This window comes from Exiguobacterium sp. s150 (genome assembly GCF_018618435.1).
GTDB classification, from domain to species: Bacteria; Bacillota; Bacilli; order Exiguobacteriales; family Exiguobacteriaceae; genus Exiguobacterium; species Exiguobacterium alkaliphilum.
In genome coordinates, this window is sequence record NZ_JACSMC010000042.1 from 1 (window position 1) to 19996 (window position 19996).

Consider the following 19996-nt stretch of genomic DNA (forward strand, 5'->3'; position numbering starts at 1 on the left):
CATCTGAAGGCTTGAGCAAAACAGAAATGGACTGCGCTCGCACAAGCACTTCAGAATCCCACTGCTTTAGCTGTGGGAGTGTCAAAAGGCTCAGGATTCCGTTCCATAAATGTAAACCGTGTCGAAATCCATATGCGGAGATAGGCAACGGCTGACGAATATAATAAAGTAGTGATGTAAGGATAAATGAACAGGGGTGGTCATGACATGGAATTGACAAAGCAGTGGCGCGAGCATTTTAAACAGTTGCGCGCCTTCGACGAGGCGATCTCGTTACTTTATTGGGATATGCGGACCCAAATGCCGGAACAGTCGGCACCGTTACGGGCGGAGACGATCGGGTATCTTTCGACCGAGGCGTTCAAGCGTCAGACGAGCGAATCGTTCAAACGACTGCTCGACGAGATGGAAGGGGCAGATGGATTGACGCCAATCGAGTCCCGCTCGCTGTCTGTCGCCAAGACGCAATATGAACGCAATGCGAAGATTCCGCCTGAAGAGTACCAGGCGTACGTCACGCTCGTGTCAGAAGCGGAGACCGCTTGGGAGAAAGCGAAAGAACGGGATGACTGGGGGATGTTCGCACCATATTTAGAAAAGATTGTCGCGTATCAACGGAAGTTCGCCGATTATTTCGGGTATGCGTCACATCCGTACGACGCGTTGCTCTATGACTTCGAGCCAGGGATGACGGTCGCGCAACTCGACCGATTGTTCGAAGGACTGCGCGATGAGCTCGTCCCGCTCATCCGTCAACTGAAACAGGCGGGGGCGCCCCTCGACTGGTCGATGGACCAGAAGGCGCAAGAACGAATCTGTCACGACTGGATTCGGGTCGTCGACTACGATTTGAGCCGCGGTCGTTTGGATGCGACCGTCCATCCGTTTGAGATTACGATCAACCGTCGGGACGTCCGCATCACGACGAAATATGATGAGGCCGACTATCGGAACGCCTTGTTCGGTACGATGCACGAGGCGGGGCACGCGACGTATGAGCAACAAATCGATGCCGCACTCGACGAACTCGGACTCGGCGGTGGTGCCTCGATGGGCATCCACGAGTCGCAGTCGTTGTTCTTCGAGAACTTCGTCGGCCGAAGCGTCGCTTTCTTGAAGAGCGTCTACCCGAGCCTACAAGCCGAGCATCCGCCGCTTTCGTCCATCGATTTCGAGACGTTCTATGCCGGGGTGAACGAGGCGAAACCGTCACTCATCCGAATCGAGGCCGACGAGTTGACGTACAGCCTTCATATCATCATCCGGTATGAGCTCGAGAAGGCGCTCATCCAAGGCACGTTGTCCGTTGCCGAGCTGCCGGCGGCGTGGAACCGCCTCTATAAAGAGTACCTCGGTGTCGACGTCCCGAGCGACGCGAAAGGCGTGCTTCAAGACGTGCACTGGGCGGGCGGTTCGTTCGGTTACTTCCCGAGCTATGCCCTCGGTCTCGTCTATGCGGCCCAATTGACGGAGACGCTACGGGCCCAACACCCAGAGCTCGACACGTGGATTGCGAGCGGGGAGTTCGGTCCGATCAAGCAGTGGCTCGAGACGAACGTGCATCGCCACGGCAAATCGCTCACACCGAACGAGTTGATTCGGGAAGTGACGGGGGAAGACATCTCGGTCCGTCCGCTCGTGCGCTATTTGACGGCCAAATATGGCACAGCGTGAGCCGATGAAGCTATACGCCCACCGTGGGGTAATGGCGCACTACCCAGAGAACACGATGTCGGCGTTCAAGGCCGCTATCAAGGTCGGTGCGGACGGCATCGAGACGGACGTGCACATGACGCGGGACGGGGAACTCGTGCTCATCCATGACGAATCGCTCGAGCGGACGACGGACGGACGTGGCCGTGTCGTCGACAAGACGTTCGCCGAGCTCCGGACAGCCAACGCGGCGTTCCGGTTCGGGGGAGAGGAACCGATTCCGACACTCGAAGCGTTCCTCAAGTTGGTCAAGCCGACACCGCTCCTCGTCAACCTTGAGCTGAAGACGGATGTCGAGCACTATCGGGGCATCGAGCGTCGTCTCATCGAAATCGTTGAACGGACCGGTTTTCCAGCCGAGCGTCTTATCGTCTCTTCCTTTAATCACGAGACGTTACGACGTTTACGCGAGTTGACGACCGAATATGAACTTGCCGCCCTGTCCTTAAAACGGATGACGGACCCGGTCTCCTATTTGAAACAGCTCGGGGCGAATGCGCTTCATCCGAGCGTCCGCGCGTTAACCGACGCCGAAATCGAGGCATTGGTCGAAGCAGGAATCCGTGTCCGGCCGTACACGGTCAAGACGGAAGAACAATTGCATCGCTTCAGCAGGCTCGGCGTCGACGCGTTATTCGTCAACGACGTCGAATGGGCCCGAGCACATTTGACCCCGTGACAATGTATGTCACGGGGTTTTTATTTAATCGAGACAGGGAAGTAACAGTATTGTAAAGAAAGCGGTAACACCCGAAGAAGGCGTCACAGCACATTCGAGACACACTGTCGCCTTTACGCCATCGTCCCGTTGTCTTAAGTTTAAGATGTCACCAGCTACATAGCAATCAGATGTAGCACGCTATGCAGCACTACACCAAATCTGTTGTACGTAGTCCATCGGTCACACTTAAGGGGAAAAGGGAGGAAATTTCACATGAAGAAACTGATGTCTCTACTCGGAACGCTCGCTCTCGCGTTCGCACTCGTCTTACCAGTCAGCGCGGACGGTCACGACGGCGATGCGATGGTCCGGGTGCTTCACGCTTCACCTGATGCTCCGGCGGTCGATGTGTATGTCAACGGCGAAGTCGCGGTCGAAGGCGCAGAGTTCAAAGCGCTCACTGACTATTTGACACTACCAGCCGGCGACTATAACGTCGAAATCAAACCAGCCGGTGACGCTGAGACGGTCGTCGTCGCAGCGGATCTCTCACTTGAAGCTGGCAAATTCTATACCGCTGCAGCGATTGGACAACTCGAGAACATCGAAATCGCAGCGATGGAAGATGACGCCAACTTCGAAGATGGCAAGTCGAAAGTCCGTGTCGCTCACTTCGCACCAGACGCGCCAGCGGTCGATGTGGCACCGAAAGGCGGAGACCCGCTCTTCTCGAACCTCGAGTTCAAAGCGGTATCTGACTACGGTACACTTGACGCCGGAACGTATGACCTCGAAGTTCGCCCAGCCGGCGCAACGGACGTCGTGAAAGCGCTCGACGGTGTCGCCCTTGAAGGTGGTAAAAACTACACGGCATTCGCGATCGGACTCCTCGAAGGTGAACCAGCGTTTGAAGTATTGCTCGCAGCAGACGGCGGGGAAATGGCTGGAGCTCCTGAGACTGGACAAGGCGGACTCGCCCAGACTGCTTCAATGAACTGGTTGCTCGCAGCAGCAGTCCTCGGTGCGGCAGCGGCTGGCTTCTACGTCTTTCGTCGTAAGCAGCAAGACGCCTAAGCTTTTACTGATTGGATCGTTCGCGTTTCTCTCGATGGCCGCTGAGGTCGATGCGCCGGACAAAGAGTTCCGACTCCCAACCGTCGGATTCGCCGAACCGCTCGTCCTCGCCTCGACCGAGGTCAGTCGGCAGTCGTTTCACCGGGAAACGTTCATCCCAAAACGACTCATCATCCCATCCATTGATGTCGATGCGACAATCGAACCGGTCGGGAAAGACCGACTCGACCGGATGGACACGCCGGATGACGTCAATGCAGTCGGATGGTATCAATACGGCGCACGTGCCGGCGCAATCGGCAACGTCGTCTTATCCGGACATTTGGACGATCTCCAAGGTCCGGCCATCTTCAGCGAACTCGCCACGTTACAACTCGGAGAGACGGTGACGCTCCAACGTGACGAGCGAGTCGCACAGTATGAGGTCGTATCCGTGAATCGATACCGGCTCGAGGACGTGCCGCTCGCTTCCATCTTCGCGGCCACACAATCCGAACGGTTACAACTGATCACCTGTGCAGGGCCTTATGACCCTGAACGTGGGTATCGCGATCGAATCATCGTGACGGCGAAGCTCATACGAAATTAAATCGATGGCCCGGAGTGATTGCCACTCCGGGCTGTTTATTGTTAAATGGGGTGTCGTCACTTTTATTCAGGACGCGGAACGGGGAAGATAACTATCAAATCATTTAGAAAGTATGTCGCATCGGTCGGTCTTTGGCTAATGATGTACCTTCTCGTCTATATCGCCACAGAACAGGCCGCTTGGAGCTTGTTCCTTGCGAGTGCGATCTATGGAATCTGGTTCTACGTAACCAAGAGATCAGTCAGAAGGCAGGCACGCGCGATAAATCGAGAGCTAAGAGGAATGCGCCTTCGCGATGAGGACGATTTGCATAAAGAGGCTAAACGTAGGTGGGAAGAAAAGAAACGGGATCGAGCGACGCATGAAAACTAAATAATAGATGTAAAAAAATAAGCCATAAATCCATCATTGGGATGGGTCCATGGCTTATTTTGATGTCGTCGTAAACCGTTACGCGTCCATACGGTCGAGCAACTTCGACAAGACGATGAGCTCTTCGTCAGAGAAGTCCTCGAACACGTCCATCAAGTACTCGATTTTCATGTCTTCTAACGTCTCGAACAAGGCGCGGCCTTCTTCAGTCGCTTGGAGTTCGACGACGCGGCGGTCGCGCTCGCTCCGTTCACGCGAGATGAGTCCTTTCTTCGTCAACTCATCTGCGAGTGCCGTGATCATCGAGGCCGAGAACTGGAACTCGTTCGAGAGTGCCGAAGCGATTTGGGGACTCGTTTGGCAGAGTGACCGAAGGATGAAAAATTCGTTACGCGTCAAATACTGTGAGAACATCGCCCGGAGGTTTTTTTTCACTCCACGATAGTTCATGCGGATCCCGCGTTCGGCGTCAGCGACGAGCTGACGGCGGGATGCTGTTTGTACAGGGGTTGTCATCCTCGGAAGTACCTCCTACTTAAAATCATTATTTGCATATATTTCAGTACATAAAAACATTCTACAATAAAAACATGAAGTCTGTAAAGTTATGTCGGCTCTTCCCGGATCCGTAATTGTTGGATGATTTCGTCATAATGTTTTAAGTCTGGATAGAAGCGACGGAAGAAAAACTCAATCTGTTGGTCGTCCCCTTCCACGAGCAGTTTGGCGAGAACCGCATAGACGACACCCATCCCTTGACGGGGAAGGAGCGAAGACGGGAGAAGCGCCGAACAGTTCACGGCCCGGTTGAAATACAAATCGAGCGTCTCGCTCAAGTCGTGGAACGTGCGAATCTGGGCGTAATGGAACATGCGCGTCAGCTCGATGATTGTCGACAAGTCCGTCTCGAGCAACCAGTCGCTCTGGAAGATGGCGTTGTCGAGCTTCTCGACCGTCGGATCGTTCGCGATATAATAGTTCAAGTTGTCACGGGTGATCGTCACTTCTTCAGGGGAAGCAATGATTCGTTCGACCGTCTCCTGTTCGAACGTCCGGAGCTGTTTCCGGATATTGACGAACTCTGAATCAGCGATCTCGAGGAGCCCGGCTACGCGGCTGAAGCTACGCTTGATTTCTGGGGGGACGGCGTTCGGGTTCTTGTAGCCGAGGTCGTGCTCAATCTCGGCCCAGGCGTGTTGCAAGATGGAGCGGACCTGAATCTCCGCTTCTTTCTCCTGGTAGCGCTCATATTCACCGAGCGCGAGCCGCTTGTCGCTCAACCCGACGACGTAATGGACGGATAAGTAACCGAACTCGTTCGCATCGAGCAGCGTCGATTTGTCAATCGACTGTTCCCGGTCGATCCGAAACTCTTCTTCGAGGATTTGCGCGACGGCCCGGACATCGTCATGAAAATACGTGACGATCCGTAGCCCGGCCAAGTCCTGTACGTCCCGAAGTGACCGATATTGATACGGCTTCCTGGATAGTTTTGCATAGAGGCTCTCGGCCTCTTTCGCCCGAGCGACGATGGAATGGAATTGGATCCCGGCGTTGTCGAGCAACTCGTTGAGCAATTGCTTCAGTTTGGCCGCGAACGCCTCATAGTCTTCTTTCTCATTCAAGTAGTCGAGCATGATCGCATTCATATCTTGTTTCGGCATCCATATCACTCCTTGTCTCATTGACATAAGTATAGCATCATTGATTTGAGCGTACATACTGAGGAGTCAGCGAGGAGGAGAGACATGAAAGCGCATCATACGTTTCGCTCAATCGAGCGTGAGAAGCTCGAGATCATCGCTTCGCTATTGCAGCAGGCCGGCTATCGGATCACACGAATTACCCCGAGACAGGGAGAGCTGACGTTCAAGGCGACACGGGACGGCGTTCATTCGGGAGAAGACGAGCAGGCACGGATCGGTCAACTCGTCGAACATTTCAACATCGAATCTTGGTCCGTCACGTTCACATGAACCATCCTTCAAACAATCCGTCAGAAATCGGGTTTTAGCGCTCATTTTTTGGGAATAGTATATTATTCGATTTTGACTGTGAACGTTTAGGAGGATGAAGGATGTTAGAAACGAGAATCGTACGAGATATGACGTCGGTCGACCATGAAGTGAACGGGATGGTGTCGGGCGGCTGTGTGAACGAGCACATTTACTTATTTGCCAAAGATGAAGAATTGACGCTCCGTCTCGCCGCCGAGGCCGGTGTCCAGCCGTATCGGATCACCGAGAAAGGACTTTGGGAGTCGCTCATGTCCAAGTTCACGAAGAACTCGGACGACCGCATCGAGCAGCTCGAGAGCCTCGGCTTGACGAAACAGATGGTCGAATCGCTCGAAGGCGAGATTCAAGACGGAAAAATCGTGTTGGTCTGCGACAAATCATAAAACAAGACGGAACTGACACGTGTCAGCTCCGTCTTGTTTTATTTTGTATCGTAATAGGCGTCGACGATCCGTTTCAGAGAACGGACGTTCAAATCGAGTGGTTGAAAGCCGGCATCGGCGAGCAACTGTTTCGTGTTCGCATCGGTGAAGCGGATATCACGGTCCAAGTACGGGTTGAACACTTTCACCATCTCGTTGAACGTCTCCTCGACCGAACTGAGCGACGACGTCGGCGTATCGGTGATCTTCAAGTGCGGGAAGGCGAGCGCCTCTTTCATGAACTCGAGCATGTCGGCGTTCCGTGGCGGCGTGTCGTTCGTGACGTTATAGATTGTGCTCGGGCGGGCGTGTTCAATCGCCGCGAGCAGGACGTCCGCGACATAGTCGACCGGGACGAGGTTCGACGTCCCGGTCTCTGAACCGACGAGCCGAATCGGGCCTGACGGGGCCGCACGTCGCTCGAGGCGACGCTTGAACACTTCGAGTGCGCGCATGTACCCGTACATCGTGAACTTCGAGTCGGCCTCTCCGGTCTTTGAATCGCCGACGATGATCGCCGGTCGGAATATCGAGACGTCGAGTTCATCCCGTGTTTCCCAGACGGCACGTTCGGCGTGGGCCTTGCTCTCCTCATAGGGGTTGTGGAACGTCTGGTTTGTATAGAGCGTCTCATGCCCGACTTCCTGCGCACCGAGCGTGTAGGCCGTGCTCACATGGAAGAATCGGGGGCATCCGAGCGCTTTCGCCAACTCGAGCGCTTGTTTTGTCCCGGTCAAGTTCGTCTCGAACAGCTCATCGCGAAGTTCTTCGTCGAACTTCACGAGCGCGGCCATGTGGAGCACGAGGGCCACGTTTCCGTGATGTCGTTCGATGAACGTCTCGTCCGCCCCGAGGAGTGGCGACGTCAAATCACCGGCGAGCACCTCAATCGACTCGCGCTCTCTCGGGGTAAAGGCGTTGTTTACTTTTTGGGGTGAGCGGGCGAGGACGAGGAGGCGATGGCCTCGCGCGATCAACTCTTTCGCGAGCCGTCCCCCTAAAAATCCAGTCGCACCTGTCATAAAAATGTTCACAGCGTTCTTCCTCTCTCGTTCAGTCTTTCTCCATCATACCAACAAGGAAGGTTTCAAGCTACTTTGATTCGTGTTTTCAAATTTGGGGTTTAACAATTTTTAAAGTGGGTTATGAACTAAAGAGAAGCGTACGAAACGGTACGTCATGACAGTGATGACCTGTCAAATAACTTAAGTGAGGTTTTTTAGAATCATGGCAAATCTATTCGGAACTGATAAGGATGGCTACAGGAAGCAGCAAGCAGAGATTGAGAAAGAGGTCGAAGAGAAAGGGATCACCCAAATCCATCTGTATTTCTCGGACGTCCTCGGAGATTTGAAGCTATTGACGCTGTCTGCGAAATTGTTGCCGGAAGTCTTTGAAGGGAAAACGATGTTCGACGGCTCGTCCATCGACGGGTTCTCTTCCATCAAAAACTCAGACTTATTCTTACGCCCGGATTTAGATCGTCCACGGTACGAAAAAGACGGTGAAGAGAGCATCCTCGCCTTCTTCTGTGACGTTTGCACACCTGATGGGGAACGTTACGAGTTCGATCCCCGGAACGTCTTGAAAGATGCGCTCGAGCGTGCTGCCCGTGACGGCTACTCGATTTTCGTCGGAGCCGAACCGGAGTTCTTCATCTTTGACGAGAACGGCGAGTTTTATGATGAGGCCGGATACTTCTCGACCCGCTCGGAAGACAAAGGCTATGAGGTGCGCCAACATATTGCCAACCGACTCAGTGAAGTCGGCTTCAATATCGAAGCGGTCCACCACGAAGTGGCACCGGCCCAGCATGAGATCGGCATCAAGTATGACGATGCGCTCCATACGGCCGACAACATCCAGTTCTTCAAGGAGATCGTCCAGCTCGCTGCCCAAGAGAAAGGCGCGAAAGTGTCGTTCCTACCGAAACCGCTCCGCGATGTGAACGGTTCGGGGATGCACTTGAACATCTCGGTGTGGAAGAACGACAGAGACGGGAAGCCGACAGACAACGCCTTCGAGGAGCCGGATTCGGATTACGGTCTGTCTACGACGGCCCGTCACTTCATCGAAGGGATTTTGAAACATGCCCGGGCGACGGCCATCTTCACGAACCCGCTCCCAGAGTCGTATGAACGTCTCGTCCCTGGTTTCGAGGCACCGGTCAACATCTGCTGGAGCCCGTCGAACCGAAGCTCGATGATCCGGATTCCGGCATCGCGCGGTAGTGCGACACGCGTCGAAGTCCGCAACCCGGACCCGAGTGCGAACCCGTACTTGGCGCTCGCCGCACTCATCTATGCCGGCCTCGAAGGGATCGAGCAACGACTCGAACCGTCGGCGCCGAACGAGGACGACTTGTTCGAGTACTCGGCGAAACAGATTGAGAGCCAAGGCATCGCCTCACTCCCGGCGACGTTCCATGAGTCGATCCAATCGCTCAAGTCGGACAGCTTCCACAACTATTTCAGCGAAGATTTGATCGATCGTTACTTGTCGCTCATCCAAGTGCGCAAGTAACAAGTAAAGACGCCATTCCTCTTAGTTGAGGAATGGCGTCTTTTTAGTGGATCCCGCGCATATAGCGTTTGATGACCGGTGCAAGGGCGAACAAGATGAGACTGAGGACGATAGCGGCGCCACCGATGACCCCAAAGTAAATCATCTCGTTTTCTGGTGAGTAGAAGCGGACGAGCTGGGCGTTGATCCCTTGGGCCGCCGCGTTCGACAAGAACCAGAGCGACATTGTCTGGGCCGAGAAGGCCGCCGGCGCGAGTTTCGTCGTCGCCGACAGTCCGACCGGCGACAGGCTGAGCTCGCCGAGGACGACGATGAAGTAGCTGAGGACGAGCCAGAGCGGATTGACGAGCGTATTCGGCCCACCGAAGTAAGCCGGTAGCAAGATGACCAAGAAGCTGAGTCCGGCGAATAGAATCCCGAACGCGAACTTGACCGGGATGCTCGGCTCACGGTCGCCGAGCCGGACCCAAACCCAAGCGAACACCGGCGCAAGTAGGATGATGAAGAGCGGGTTGAGCGACTGGAACCACGCCGCCTTCAGTTCGAGACCGAGGAAGTTCAAGTTTGTGCGTTGATCGGCGTAGTTCGCAAGAATCGTCGCCCCTTGCTCTTGAATCGCCCAGAACATGACCGAGGCGATGAAGAGCGGTATATAGGCAAGGATACGTGACCGTTCGATTTCGGTCGTTTTCGGGCTCCGATACATGACGATGAAATAAATCGTCGGGATCGTAATCCCGAACACACCGACGAGTCCGATGAACGTATTGATTGTGAACAGACCGCGCGGAATGAGAACGGCGAGCAGCCCACCGATGAGAAGTACCGCGATCGTCGTAAATTTGATGGCGTTCTTTCGTTCACTTGGCGTCAACGGATTCGGCACATAAGAACCGGCGAGACCGAGGTTTCCTTTCTTCGTGACGATAAAGACGACAAGCCCGATGAACATTCCGACGGCGGCGAGGGCGAAGCCCCAATGGAAGCCGTAATCGGCCTGGACTTGACCGACGATGAGCGGGGAGATGAACGCCCCAAGGTTGATCCCCATATAGAAGATACTGAAACCAGCGTCCCGACGACGATCGGTCTCATGATACAAGTCGCCAACGATACTCGAGACGTTCGGTTTCAAGAGACCGGTCCCGATGACGATGAGTCCCATCGAGATGAACAAGAACGTCAGACTCCCAGGAACAGACAAGACGATATGGCCGAGCATGATGAACACGCCGCCATAGAATACGGCCCGTGACGTCCCGAAGACACGGTCGGCGAGCCAACCGCCGATGACGCCGGACATATAGACGAGCGCCCCGTACACCGACATGATCGACAAGGCGACGTTGCGGTCTAAGCCGAGTCCACCCTCGGACACCTCGTAATACATGTAGAAGACGAGGATGGCCCGCATCCCGTAATACGAGAAACGTTCCCAAAATTCAGTGAAGAACAACGTGAACAACCCTTTTGGCTGTCCGAAAAATCCTTTTTGTGGCACACTGTCCACGATTTTCTGTTTATCGATTCTTTCCATGAAAGATTCCTCCCAACTTTCATATCATAAAAAGAACCGTTATGTTTGTAAAGTAAAATTGAATCTCTGTTTCAAAATTTAATCCATTTGAAATGAAATCAAAAAACACACTAACCAACAAGGTTTAGTGTGTTTTACCGGTCAGGCCGTCTTCTGTTTCGCTTCTGCCGCCCGGACTTTGCGTCCGAGCTGCCAGTAGATGAGACCGGAGACGCAACTGGCGATGCCGACGAGGAGCAGCGCCACGTGCCCGGCGCCCCGGTTGAAGAACAAACTCGCGAACAGCGGCGCCGTCACACCGCCAATCAACCACTGGATGCTGGCGGCACCGTTGTAGGCCCCGCGCATATTCTCGGGCGCGATCATGGCGATGAACGTTTGCTGGACAGGCGACATGATCATCTCGCCGAGCGTGTAAAACGCATAGACGGCGAGGAGGACGGAGACGAGCATGAGATATGGCGTGCCGAGTGAATAGAGGAGACGCGGGACGATGGCGAGAAGCATCATGCCGACACCGAACACGGTCGCCCCGGCGAGCATGACGTTCCCGAACGGCTTCTGGCCGAGCTTCGAGGCGATCGGGAACTGGAACAAGACGACCATGATGCCGTTCAGGGCGAGCAAGTAAGCGAACGGATTTTGCCGGTCCGTGAACGTCGGCAGCGACTCACGCAAGAAGAGCGGCAACATGCTCTCGACGATGGCGAACCCCATCGAGATGAAGATGCCGGCAAAGATGAAGACAAGGAAGACCCGGTCCTGGGCGAAGATGCGCAACACGTCTTGGTTCGACAACGTCTCGTGTTCGGTCGTCTCGGGCAACGTCTCACGGATGAACTTGGCTAGGACGAGCGAGTAGAGCCCGAACACGACCGCCGCCGCGAAAAAGATATACTGGCGGTCGAGAAAGAGGACGGCACTGCCGAGGAGCGGTCCGAACGCGGCCCCGATGTTGTGCCCCATCCGGAGTAGGCCGAACGCCTCGTTCAACTGCTCCGGCTCGGTCACGTCCGCGACCATGGCGCTCGCGGCCGGATGGAACAACGAATTCGTCAAGCCGAGCATCGCGTTCAAGAGCAGGAGCGGCCAGAACGTATCGGCGAAGGCGAAGCCGACGAGTGCGAGCGCATCCCCGACGATGGCCGTCATCATGACGGGATTACGTCCGTAAAGGTCGGCGAGACGCCCGCCGACGACCGAGCCGATGAGCGCCATGATCGGTCCGGTCGCGAGGATGACCCCGACCTGGACGTAACTGTCGAGCTTGTCACTATAATAGAGGACGAGGAACGGGGCAATCATGAACATCATGACGCCGGTGATCGTCTCGCCGAGGAAACGGATCCAAATGTTGCGGTCGAGCCGCTTGAGTGATTGATACATACGGGTTCACCTGTTTCTTAGAAAATAAAAAGGGACGAAGCATGCACGGAGGCATACTCGTCCCTTTGTCTACGCATGCCTCGAAAGACAGGCGGAACCGTTCGATTATCACGAAAGTCAAGGCGCCTGTCTGTCAGTATGAAGTTTCGTCTGTAGTCCGTTCATGACTGACATGGGGCAGCCTCCTTTCTAATAGTTGTCTACAGCTAAACTGTATGACAGATTGTTTGAATGTGTCAACTTATTTTAGAGCAGTTCGTTCAAATTCTTTCGTGACAATCGATAGTCGATGAGACGTGACAGGATGACTTGAATCATCGCCGTGACAGGAACGCTGATGAACATGCCGACGAGGCCGAAGAGGCTGCCGCCGATGATGATCGACGTGATGACCCAAAACGGCGTGATCCCGACGCTGTCGCCGAGAATTTTAGGTCCGAGCCACAATCCATCGAACTGTTGCAACAGGAAGATGAACACGAGGACGAGGACGGCCGTGAACGGGTCGTAAAAGTACGTGATGATGAACGCCGGAATCATCCCGAGGAGCGGCCCGACATACGGGATGAAGTTTAAGATTCCGATGATGACCCCGAGCAAGAGGGCGTACGGTGCCCCGATGATGAGTAGACCGATGACGGCCATCACACCGATGATGAGACAGTCGAGCGATTTGCCGATGATGTAACGTTTGAAGATGTAATCCATCTCCTGGAAGATGTCAATCGTCGTCTTCGCCGTGGCGACAGGGAACAGCGCATACAACAGACGTTTGAACATCCGGGCGAACACTTCTTTGTCTTTCAATAGATAGATGGAGATGACAATCCCAATCAAGAAGTTGATGAGCGTCATCGTGAAGCTCGAGACGTAACTGACCGACGACAACACGGCCGTCTGGACCCAGCCCGAGTAACGCTCCTCGAACCGCTTGAAGTCGATCGTCTGGGCGATCGTCTCATTGTAATCTTGCAAAAACGCATTCAACTGACCGACGAAGCCGTCAAGTTGCCGGATATAAAACGGCAACTCCTCGATGAGCGAGGCGACGCTCGAATAGATGCGTGGGAACAGCGTCATGGCCGAGATGACGAGCAGCCCGATGAACGTCACGTAGACGATTAAGAGGCCTTGGTATCGTTTCAACGAGAATCGCTCCTCCATATACGACAGCACCGTGTTCAACAAGAGGGCGATCGCGATCCCCATGATGACGGGGGTCAATAGTTGAAACGTATACTGCAACACGCGTGAAATCGTGTCCGGTTCGCTGATGACCCGCCATAAGACGAGTAAAATCAGGCCGATCACTGTTAGTTTCCAAATCAATTGCCGGTTTAGCTCCACGAGTCCAACCCCTTACCCTACATTTTTTTCAGAATAACGTTCTTCTTTTACTATGACCGTTTTTTTTCAGGGTTTCAAGCGCACTTCGTCATTTTTCAAAATAAGGATTGACAGCAATGGGAACGTTTGGTTTACTTAAGGACATATTACACATAAATCGCATATAAACACTTTCTATCAAGAGAAGCGGAGGGACTGGCCCGATGAAGCTTCAGCAACAGATTGTTTCAATACTGTGCTAATTCCAGCAAGGTAACCTTGAGAGATGGGAAGGTGGTTGTTTGAATACGTCTGTATCTCGACACCCCTTTCCTCGGAAAGGGGTGTTTTTTGCATAGGAGGACCATCCATGGCAGACAGACGTTCAAACTTACTTAAGACTTTACCCCCACAGCACTTCGTCGGGCTCGCGAAAGAAGTGGCCGCGCTCGAACAGGCCGGGGCCGATATCATCCGGCTCGGGCAAGGCACGCCGGACTTGCCGACGCCGAAACCGATCTGCGAGGCGCTCGAGACGGCGCTCGCGAACCCGGAGACCCATCAGTACGGCCCGTTCCGTGGGCAAAGCCGATTGAAACAGGCGGTGTCGACGTTCTACTTGGACGAGTATGGAGTCGACGTCGATGCCGAGACGGAAGTCGCGATTTTAATCGGGTCGAAATCGGGGCTGATCACGCTCCCACAATGTGTCCTTGAACCGGGGGAAGGCATCTTGCTCCCGAATCCGGGCTATCCGGATTATATATCGGGCGCACGGCTGGCCGGTTCGGTCGTGCATGACCTCGTCCTGACAGAAGCCAACGATTTTCTACCGAATTACAAGACGCTCGATACGCACGGGGCGCGGCTCATGTATTTGAACTATCCGAGCAATCCGACCGGCGCCGTCGCGACGCCACAATTCTTCGAGGACACGGTCCGTTTCGCCCGAGAGCAGGAATTGATGGTCGTCCACGACTTCGCCTATGGCAGCATCGGCTTTGACGGGCACGTGTCGCCGAGCTTCCTTCAAGCCGACGGGGCGAAAGAGGTCGGCATCGAAGTGTACACGATGTCGAAGGCGTTCAACATGTCCGGCTGGCGCGTCGCCTTCGCCGTCGGCAACAAAGACATCATCGAGGCGATCAACACGTATCAAGACCACGTCCATGTCAGCGTCTTCTCCGCGATTCAAGAAGCGGCCGTCGCCGCACTCGAGTCACCGAAGTCGATTCGAGATGACTTGTCCCGTCTGTATGAGACGCGGCGCGACCGATTGGTGGACGGCCTGCGCCAAGCCGGCTGGGAGGTGACGGCCCCGAAAGGCTCGTTCTTCGTCTGGGCGAGAGTGCCGGAAGGCGATTCCGCCTCGTTCGCCAAAAAGCTGCTTCATGAGGCAGGCGTGGCCGTGACACCGGGCTATTTCTTCGGCACCGAAGGGGAGCGCTACGTGCGTTTCGGACTCGTCTCCCCGGAGCCGAAGATTGACGAGGCCGTCGAGCGAATCGAGCGGCTGTTCGCCGCCTATGAAGAGGTGCGGGCGTGATCCGTCAAGCCGTGCTCGAGTATGATCACGCCGCTGACGCGCTCGATCGTCTCGACGAACTAATCGGCGCTCGTTCGGTCCACGTGTTGCGCGGGCAAAACGGCTACCCGACCGTCGAACGGTTACTCCCTTCGATTCAAACCTATCCGGTAACGACGTTCCGAGGAGAGTGCACGGATCGTGAGGCGGACCGCGTCGACCTCGACGGGGCGGACGTCCTCATCGCCGTCGGTGGCGGCAAGCTCGTCGACACGGCCAAACTCGTCGCCGTACGGAACGGCGTCCCGCTCATCGTCATCCCGACGCTCGCCTCCAACTGTGCGGCGTTCACCCCGCTCAGCGTCGTCTATCGCGACGACGGGAGCTACGACCGCTATGACGTCTTCCGGGTCGTCATCGAACGTGTCATCGTCGACGCCCGGGTCATCGCATCATCGCCGTATGATTATTATCGAGCCGGCGTCATCGACACGGTCGCGAAGTTTTATGAGGCCCGCTATTTGAGCGGGGACGCCTCGACCGATGCCGGCGTCGATGCCGGACTCGCGCTCTCCAAGCAATGTCATCGCCTACTCGAGCTCGAATTGACCGAGACCGCCTTCCGCTCGTATGGGGAAGGGACGCGTTATGCGGTCGACCACGTTCTCGCCATCGGTGGGGCGGTCGGTGGGTTCGGCGACGCCGGGACACGGGTCGCCGTCGCGCACGCCGTCCATAACGCGCTCAGTCAGTTCGAGACGACGCATCCGTTCCTGCACGGGGACAAGGTCGGCTTCGGGTTGCTCGTCCAAGAATCGCTACGCGGCTCGGAAGACGTGGCTCGGCTTCGGGCATGGCTCGAAACGGTTGAGGCCCCGACGACGCTCGAGGCGCTCGGTCTTTCGACGGACGAGATCCCGTTCCTCGTGGCAGCAGTGATGAGGGAGACGACGCTCCAACAGTTGCCTGAACCGATTGATTATGACTATTTGAAAATAATTCTTGAAAATTTGCAGAAAACTATTTACAAATAAAAGAATAATGAGTAAGATTAAGACAATTAAATTGAACGTTTGCTTATCAAGAGCGGTGGAGGGACTGGCCCTATGAAACCCGGCAACCAGATCGTAAGATCATGGTGCTAATTCCAACAGGCGGAAGCGTCTGGGAGATGAGCGTGTCCGACTTCGCTGTGTCGTGCCCGCCTCTCTTGATGAGTGGCGGGCTTTTCATATTAAAGGAGGAATCATTAAATGAACATCAAATCAAAGTCAGTCCTTGCCGGGACATCGTTACTCGCCGCGATCGCGCTGTCAGCTTGCGGACAATCGGATGCGAGCGAGGCGCTCAGCAACGAGTCGATCACGATCGGTGTGACCGGGGGGCCGCACCAACAAATCGCCGAGGAAGTGAAGAAGCTCGCCGCCGAGGACGGGCTCGAGCTCGATATCAAAGTGTTCAACGACTACAATACCCCGAACGCCGCGCTCGCTGAAGGCAGCCTCGACGTGAACAGCTATCAGACGCTGTCGTTTCTCGAGCTCCAAAAAGCGGATAAGGGCTACAAGATTGACGACGTGTTCAAGACGGTCGCCTTCCCGATGGGGCTCTATTCGGACAAGCTGACCGATATCGACGAATTGAAAGAAGGCGACAAGGTCGCCGTGCCGAACGATCCGGCGAACGAACTCCGTGCGCTTCGCCTCTATGAGACGGCTGGTCTCATCACGCTCAAGGAGGGCTTGACGGACAAGGCGACGAAACGAGACATCGCCGAGAACCCGCTCAACCTCGAGTTCATCGAGCTCGAGGCGTCACAGCTCCCGACGCAACTTCCTGAGGTCGCGCTTGCCGCCATCAACACGAACTTCGCGATGGGTGCGGGGCTCTCGATCAACGAGGACGCCCTCTTCCATGAAGACACGGTCGACAACCCGTACCCGAACTACGTCGTTGTCCGGACCGACAACAAAGAAGACGAGGTCGTCAAGACGCTCAAGTCATACTACCACTCTGACGAGATTCGGACGTTCATCGAAGAGACGTTCAACGGCTCGATCGTCCCGGCATTTTAAGGAGGCACTATGATCGCACTCAAACAGATCAAGAAGACGTTCACCGTCAACAAAGGAACGGTCACGGCGCTCGATGACGTGTCGCTGACGATTGAAAAAGGTGAGATCTTCGGCATCATCGGGCGCAGCGGTGCCGGGAAGAGCACGCTCATCCGGATGATCAACCTGCTCGAACGCCCGACGTCGGGCCAGGTCGAGATCGAAGGACAGGACATCACGAAACTCGGCAAAAAGGAGCTCTCGAAGCTCCGGCACCGCATCGGGATGATCTTCCAACATTACAACTTGCTGAAGACGGCAACGGTCGAAGAAAACGTCGCCATCCCGCTCCGCCTTGAAGGGCTCGATAAAGAGACGATCCGACAGCGGGTCGACAAATACCTCGACATCGTCGGACTGACCGACCATCGCAAGCATTACCCGGAACAGCTCTCGGGCGGACAGAAGCAACGCGTCGCCATCGCCCGTGCCCTCGCGCACGAGCCGGATATTCTCCTCAGCGACGAGGCGACAAGCGCACTCGACCCAGAGACGACCGAGTCGATTCTCGACTTGTTGCTCGAGATTAACCGCGAGCTCGGCTTGACGATCTTCCTAATCACCCACGAGATGGAAGTCATCGAACGGATCTGTGACCGTGTCGCCGTCATCGACGGCGGCAAGATCGTCGAGGAAGGCGACGTGCTCGACGTGTTCGCCGACCCGGTCCACGCGACGACGCAGAAATTCTTGAAGACGAACCTCGACGTGCCGGAAGAAGTCGTCAAGGAACTGAGCACGCACGGCACGCTCGTCCACTTGTCGTTCATCGGCAGCCAGACCGAACAGGCCGTCCTCGCCCAGTTGACGAAGCGGTTCGGGCTCCTCCCGAACATCATCGGCGGCGGCATCAAGAAGTTGAAACGCGGGCTCGTCGGCAACCTGCTCATCCATCTCGACGGGGATGTCGACAAGACCGACCAAGCCGTCCGCTATCTCGAAGCGAGCGGCGTGAAAGTGAAGGAGGTGACGAACCATGCTACAGTTCTGGGCCGACTGGGGTGACTTGATTTGGACCGGTACGATTCAAACGCTGACGATGACAGGCATCGCCCTCGTCATCTCGACGTTCATCGGACTGCCGCTCGGGACGTTGCTCGTGTTGACGCGTCCGAGCGGGCGCCTGGCGAACCGTTACGTCTACGGCGCGCTCTCGAGCGTCATCAACGTGGTCCGTTCGATCCCGTTCATCATCCTATTGTTCTTCATCTTGCCGTTCACACGGTTCATCATGGGGACGACGATCGGGGTACAAGGGGTGCTCCTCCCGCTCATCGTCTTCACGGCACCGTACATCGCACGTCTCATGGAGTCGGCGCTCCTCGAAGTCGACCGCGGCGTCGTCGAGGCGTACGAGGCGATGGGCATCTCGACACGGAAGATCATCTGGTACGTCCTCATCCGTGAGGCCCGCTCGTCGATCGTGCTCGGACTGACGATCGCGACGATCGGGTTGATCGGGGCGACCGCGATGGCCGGGCTCGTCGGGGCGGGTGGCCTCGGAGACATCGCCTATCAGTACGGCCATCTCCGCTTCGAGCCGGAAGTCATGTACGTGACGATCTTCGTCTTGATTTTGCTCGTCCAATCGATTCAATCGTTCGGCAACCGCTTGGCGGCCCGACTCAAGAAGGCATAAAAAAAAGAGCGCTGCTACGGCAGGGCTCTTACTTGTTGTCGAGCAGACGTTTCAGCTCGGCGATTCGGTCATGGCGCGGGATGAACGTACGGATCTCTTTCTCGCTAAACCCGATTTGAATCCGATTGTCGTCGACGACGATCGGGCTCTTCAAAATCTGGGGGTGCGAGGCGACGAAACTGTACAGTTCTCGGAGCGACATCTCATCGAGCTGGTCTGCGGCCTGTTTGTACACGCTCTTTTGGACGGACAACAGGTCGGTCGTCCCGTTCTCGGTAAGGCGGAGCATGTCTTTGAACTCGTTGAACGACATCCCTTGGTCAGTCAATTTCTTCTCGATGAACGGGATGTTCTGTTCACGTAACCAATCAATCGTCTTGCGGGAAGAACTGCAGCTAGTATGTGTGAATACGGTGACCGTCACCACAACCACTTCTCCTTTGCGTCAAGTTGGATAGTTCTATTTTCTATCATTCATACGTCATGTAGCGGAATATGTTTCAAATCACATAGACTTTTTTCTCGTCTACCAAGGAATGATGTCCCTATCGGAAGAATACATGACGAAAGAGACCATATTTTAAGGAGGAGTTCATATGTTCGATTATACGGTTACGACGGATCAATCAGTCGCAGACGTCGTCGAGAAGCTGAAAGGGACGCTCAAAGAAGAAGAGTTCGGCGTCCTTTGGGACTTTGACCTCGGGGCGACGCTTGAAGAGAAGGGGCAGGCGATTGATGGGGACTATCGCATCCTCGAGGTGTGCAACCCGAAAGAAGCGAAGAAAGTGTTGACGGCGCATCGCAAGGGCGGCTATTTCCTTCCATGTAAACTAGCCGTCTTCACGAAAGACGGGGCGACGCATGTCGGCATGCCGAAGCCGACGAGATTGATCGAGCTGATTGAGGACGATTCACTCCAAGTCTGTAAATTATGGTTTTATTTCGCACTAACTTCAAGCGCTATGTTGCACTAATAGAACAAAAAAAGACTATTTCGCTAAATGAAATTGGGCTAACCTAAATTTTTGAGACAATATAAAAACACCTTCGCAGTGGTACACTTAAAAAAAGTGCTAGCATCGGAGGTGTTTTTG

Annotated in this window: 20 protein-coding genes and 2 riboswitches; of the genes, 13 read left to right on the plus strand and 7 right to left on the minus strand. The window is 55.1% G+C overall.

Translation table 11 applies throughout. The features are described 5' to 3' along the window. Positions 1 to 207: 207 nt before the first annotated feature. From KNP76_RS14340 to KNP76_RS14355, 4 genes are all read left to right on the plus strand, one after another. Entirely contained in the window at positions 208 to 1674 is a 1467-nt protein-coding gene (locus KNP76_RS14340) for a carboxypeptidase M32 (protein ID WP_214844906.1), read from the plus strand. Continuing rightward, the gene (locus KNP76_RS14345; RefSeq protein ID WP_251137516.1) at positions 1661 to 2392 is read left to right on the plus strand and encodes a glycerophosphodiester phosphodiesterase; all 732 of its coding nucleotides are present in this window, start codon (positions 1661 to 1663) and stop codon (positions 2390 to 2392) included. Before KNP76_RS14340 ends, KNP76_RS14345 begins: the two co-directional genes overlap by 14 nt. A 255-nt stretch (positions 2393 to 2647) precedes the next feature. Further along, entirely contained in the window at positions 2648 to 3448 is an 801-nt protein-coding gene (locus tag KNP76_RS14350; protein ID WP_034806629.1) for a DUF4397 domain-containing protein, read from the plus strand. A gap of 34 nt (positions 3449 to 3482) precedes the next feature. Then, positions 3483 to 4037 (plus strand): class F sortase, encoded by a 555-nt coding sequence (locus KNP76_RS14355; RefSeq protein WP_245175454.1) that lies wholly within the window; start codon positions 3483 to 3485, stop codon positions 4035 to 4037. Between the two features lie 450 nt (positions 4038 to 4487). On the opposite strand, the gene KNP76_RS14360 is transcribed toward KNP76_RS14355, so the two are convergent. Continuing rightward, the gene (locus KNP76_RS14360) at positions 4488 to 4925 is read right to left on the minus strand and encodes a MarR family winged helix-turn-helix transcriptional regulator (protein WP_034806634.1); all 438 of its coding nucleotides are present in this window, start codon (positions 4923 to 4925) and stop codon (positions 4488 to 4490) included. A gap of 89 nt (positions 4926 to 5014) precedes the next feature. After that, positions 5015 to 6073 (minus strand): GTP pyrophosphokinase, encoded by a 1059-nt coding sequence (locus KNP76_RS14365; RefSeq protein WP_251137517.1) that lies wholly within the window; start codon positions 6071 to 6073, stop codon positions 5015 to 5017. A gap of 84 nt (positions 6074 to 6157) precedes the next feature. On the opposite strand from KNP76_RS14365, the gene KNP76_RS14370 reads away from it, so the two are divergent. Both KNP76_RS14370 and KNP76_RS14375 read left to right on the plus strand, forming a co-directional pair. Beyond that, complete coding sequence (locus KNP76_RS14370) at positions 6158 to 6385, plus strand: hypothetical protein (protein WP_214844907.1); 228 nt, start codon at positions 6158 to 6160, stop codon at positions 6383 to 6385. A 101-nt stretch (positions 6386 to 6486) separates the two neighbouring features. Further along, complete coding sequence (locus KNP76_RS14375; protein ID WP_034806639.1) at positions 6487 to 6810, plus strand: YflT domain-containing protein; 324 nt, start codon at positions 6487 to 6489, stop codon at positions 6808 to 6810. Between the two features lie 38 nt (positions 6811 to 6848). Here KNP76_RS14375 and KNP76_RS14380 read toward each other — a convergent pair whose 3' ends face one another. Next, positions 6849 to 7883 carry an SDR family oxidoreductase gene (locus KNP76_RS14380; protein WP_214844908.1) on the minus strand — a complete coding sequence of 345 codons (1035 nt, stop codon included), beginning with the start codon at positions 7881 to 7883 and terminating at the stop codon, positions 6849 to 6851. A gap of 193 nt (positions 7884 to 8076) precedes the next feature. Here KNP76_RS14380 and KNP76_RS14385 point away from each other — a divergent pair, with 193 nt between their 5' ends. Further along, positions 8077 to 9372: a glutamine synthetase family protein gene (locus tag KNP76_RS14385; protein ID WP_214844909.1), complete on the plus strand. Its 1296-nt coding sequence runs from the start codon at positions 8077 to 8079 to the stop codon at positions 9370 to 9372. Between the two features lie 43 nt (positions 9373 to 9415). Here KNP76_RS14385 and KNP76_RS14390 read toward each other — a convergent pair whose 3' ends face one another. The 3 genes from KNP76_RS14390 to KNP76_RS14400 form a co-directional block, all read right to left on the minus strand. Further along, positions 9416 to 10909 carry a peptide MFS transporter gene (locus KNP76_RS14390; protein ID WP_214844910.1) on the minus strand — a complete coding sequence of 498 codons (1494 nt, stop codon included), beginning with the start codon at positions 10907 to 10909 and terminating at the stop codon, positions 9416 to 9418. A 141-nt stretch (positions 10910 to 11050) separates the two neighbouring features. After that, positions 11051 to 12295 carry an MDR family MFS transporter gene (locus KNP76_RS14395; protein ID WP_214844911.1) on the minus strand — a complete coding sequence of 415 codons (1245 nt, stop codon included), beginning with the start codon at positions 12293 to 12295 and terminating at the stop codon, positions 11051 to 11053. Between the two features lie 246 nt (positions 12296 to 12541). Further along, the gene (locus tag KNP76_RS14400; RefSeq protein ID WP_214844912.1) at positions 12542 to 13642 is read right to left on the minus strand and encodes an AI-2E family transporter; all 1101 of its coding nucleotides are present in this window, start codon (positions 13640 to 13642) and stop codon (positions 12542 to 12544) included. A 171-nt stretch (positions 13643 to 13813) separates the two neighbouring features. Beyond that, positions 13814 to 13914, plus strand: a riboswitch (SAM riboswitch). A 77-nt stretch (positions 13915 to 13991) separates the two neighbouring features. Here KNP76_RS14400 and KNP76_RS14405 point away from each other — a divergent pair. From KNP76_RS14405 to KNP76_RS14425, 5 genes are all read left to right on the plus strand, one after another. Next, entirely contained in the window at positions 13992 to 15167 is a 1176-nt protein-coding gene (locus KNP76_RS14405; protein ID WP_214844913.1) for an aminotransferase class I/II-fold pyridoxal phosphate-dependent enzyme, read from the plus strand. Further along, positions 15164 to 16180 carry an iron-containing alcohol dehydrogenase family protein gene (locus tag KNP76_RS14410; protein WP_214844914.1) on the plus strand — a complete coding sequence of 339 codons (1017 nt, stop codon included), beginning with the start codon at positions 15164 to 15166 and terminating at the stop codon, positions 16178 to 16180. The genes KNP76_RS14405 and KNP76_RS14410 overlap by 4 nt, the downstream gene beginning before the upstream one ends. 40 nt (positions 16181 to 16220) lie before the next feature. Continuing rightward, positions 16221 to 16324: riboswitch (SAM riboswitch) on the plus strand. 75 nt (positions 16325 to 16399) lie between these two features. After that, positions 16400 to 17221 carry a MetQ/NlpA family ABC transporter substrate-binding protein gene (locus KNP76_RS14415; protein ID WP_214844915.1) on the plus strand — a complete coding sequence of 274 codons (822 nt, stop codon included), beginning with the start codon at positions 16400 to 16402 and terminating at the stop codon, positions 17219 to 17221. A 9-nt stretch (positions 17222 to 17230) separates the two neighbouring features. After that, positions 17231 to 18265 carry a methionine ABC transporter ATP-binding protein gene (locus KNP76_RS14420; protein WP_034808135.1) on the plus strand — a complete coding sequence of 345 codons (1035 nt, stop codon included), beginning with the start codon at positions 17231 to 17233 and terminating at the stop codon, positions 18263 to 18265. Beyond that, positions 18237 to 18899 (plus strand): methionine ABC transporter permease, encoded by a 663-nt coding sequence (locus KNP76_RS14425; protein ID WP_034808133.1) that lies wholly within the window; start codon positions 18237 to 18239, stop codon positions 18897 to 18899. Before KNP76_RS14420 ends, KNP76_RS14425 begins: the two co-directional genes overlap by 29 nt. A 28-nt stretch (positions 18900 to 18927) precedes the next feature. Here the strand turns inward: KNP76_RS14425 and KNP76_RS14430 are convergent, their stop codons facing one another. Further along, positions 18928 to 19326, minus strand: coding sequence for a Spx/MgsR family RNA polymerase-binding regulatory protein (locus tag KNP76_RS14430; protein ID WP_235193442.1), 399 nt, complete (start codon positions 19324 to 19326; stop codon positions 18928 to 18930). A gap of 169 nt (positions 19327 to 19495) precedes the next feature. Between KNP76_RS14430 and KNP76_RS14435 the strand changes: the two genes are divergently transcribed. Continuing rightward, a complete protein-coding gene (locus KNP76_RS14435) occupies positions 19496 to 19876 on the plus strand; it encodes a DUF302 domain-containing protein (protein ID WP_214844916.1) in 381 nt (126 codons plus the stop codon). Positions 19877 to 19996 lie beyond the last annotated feature (120 nt).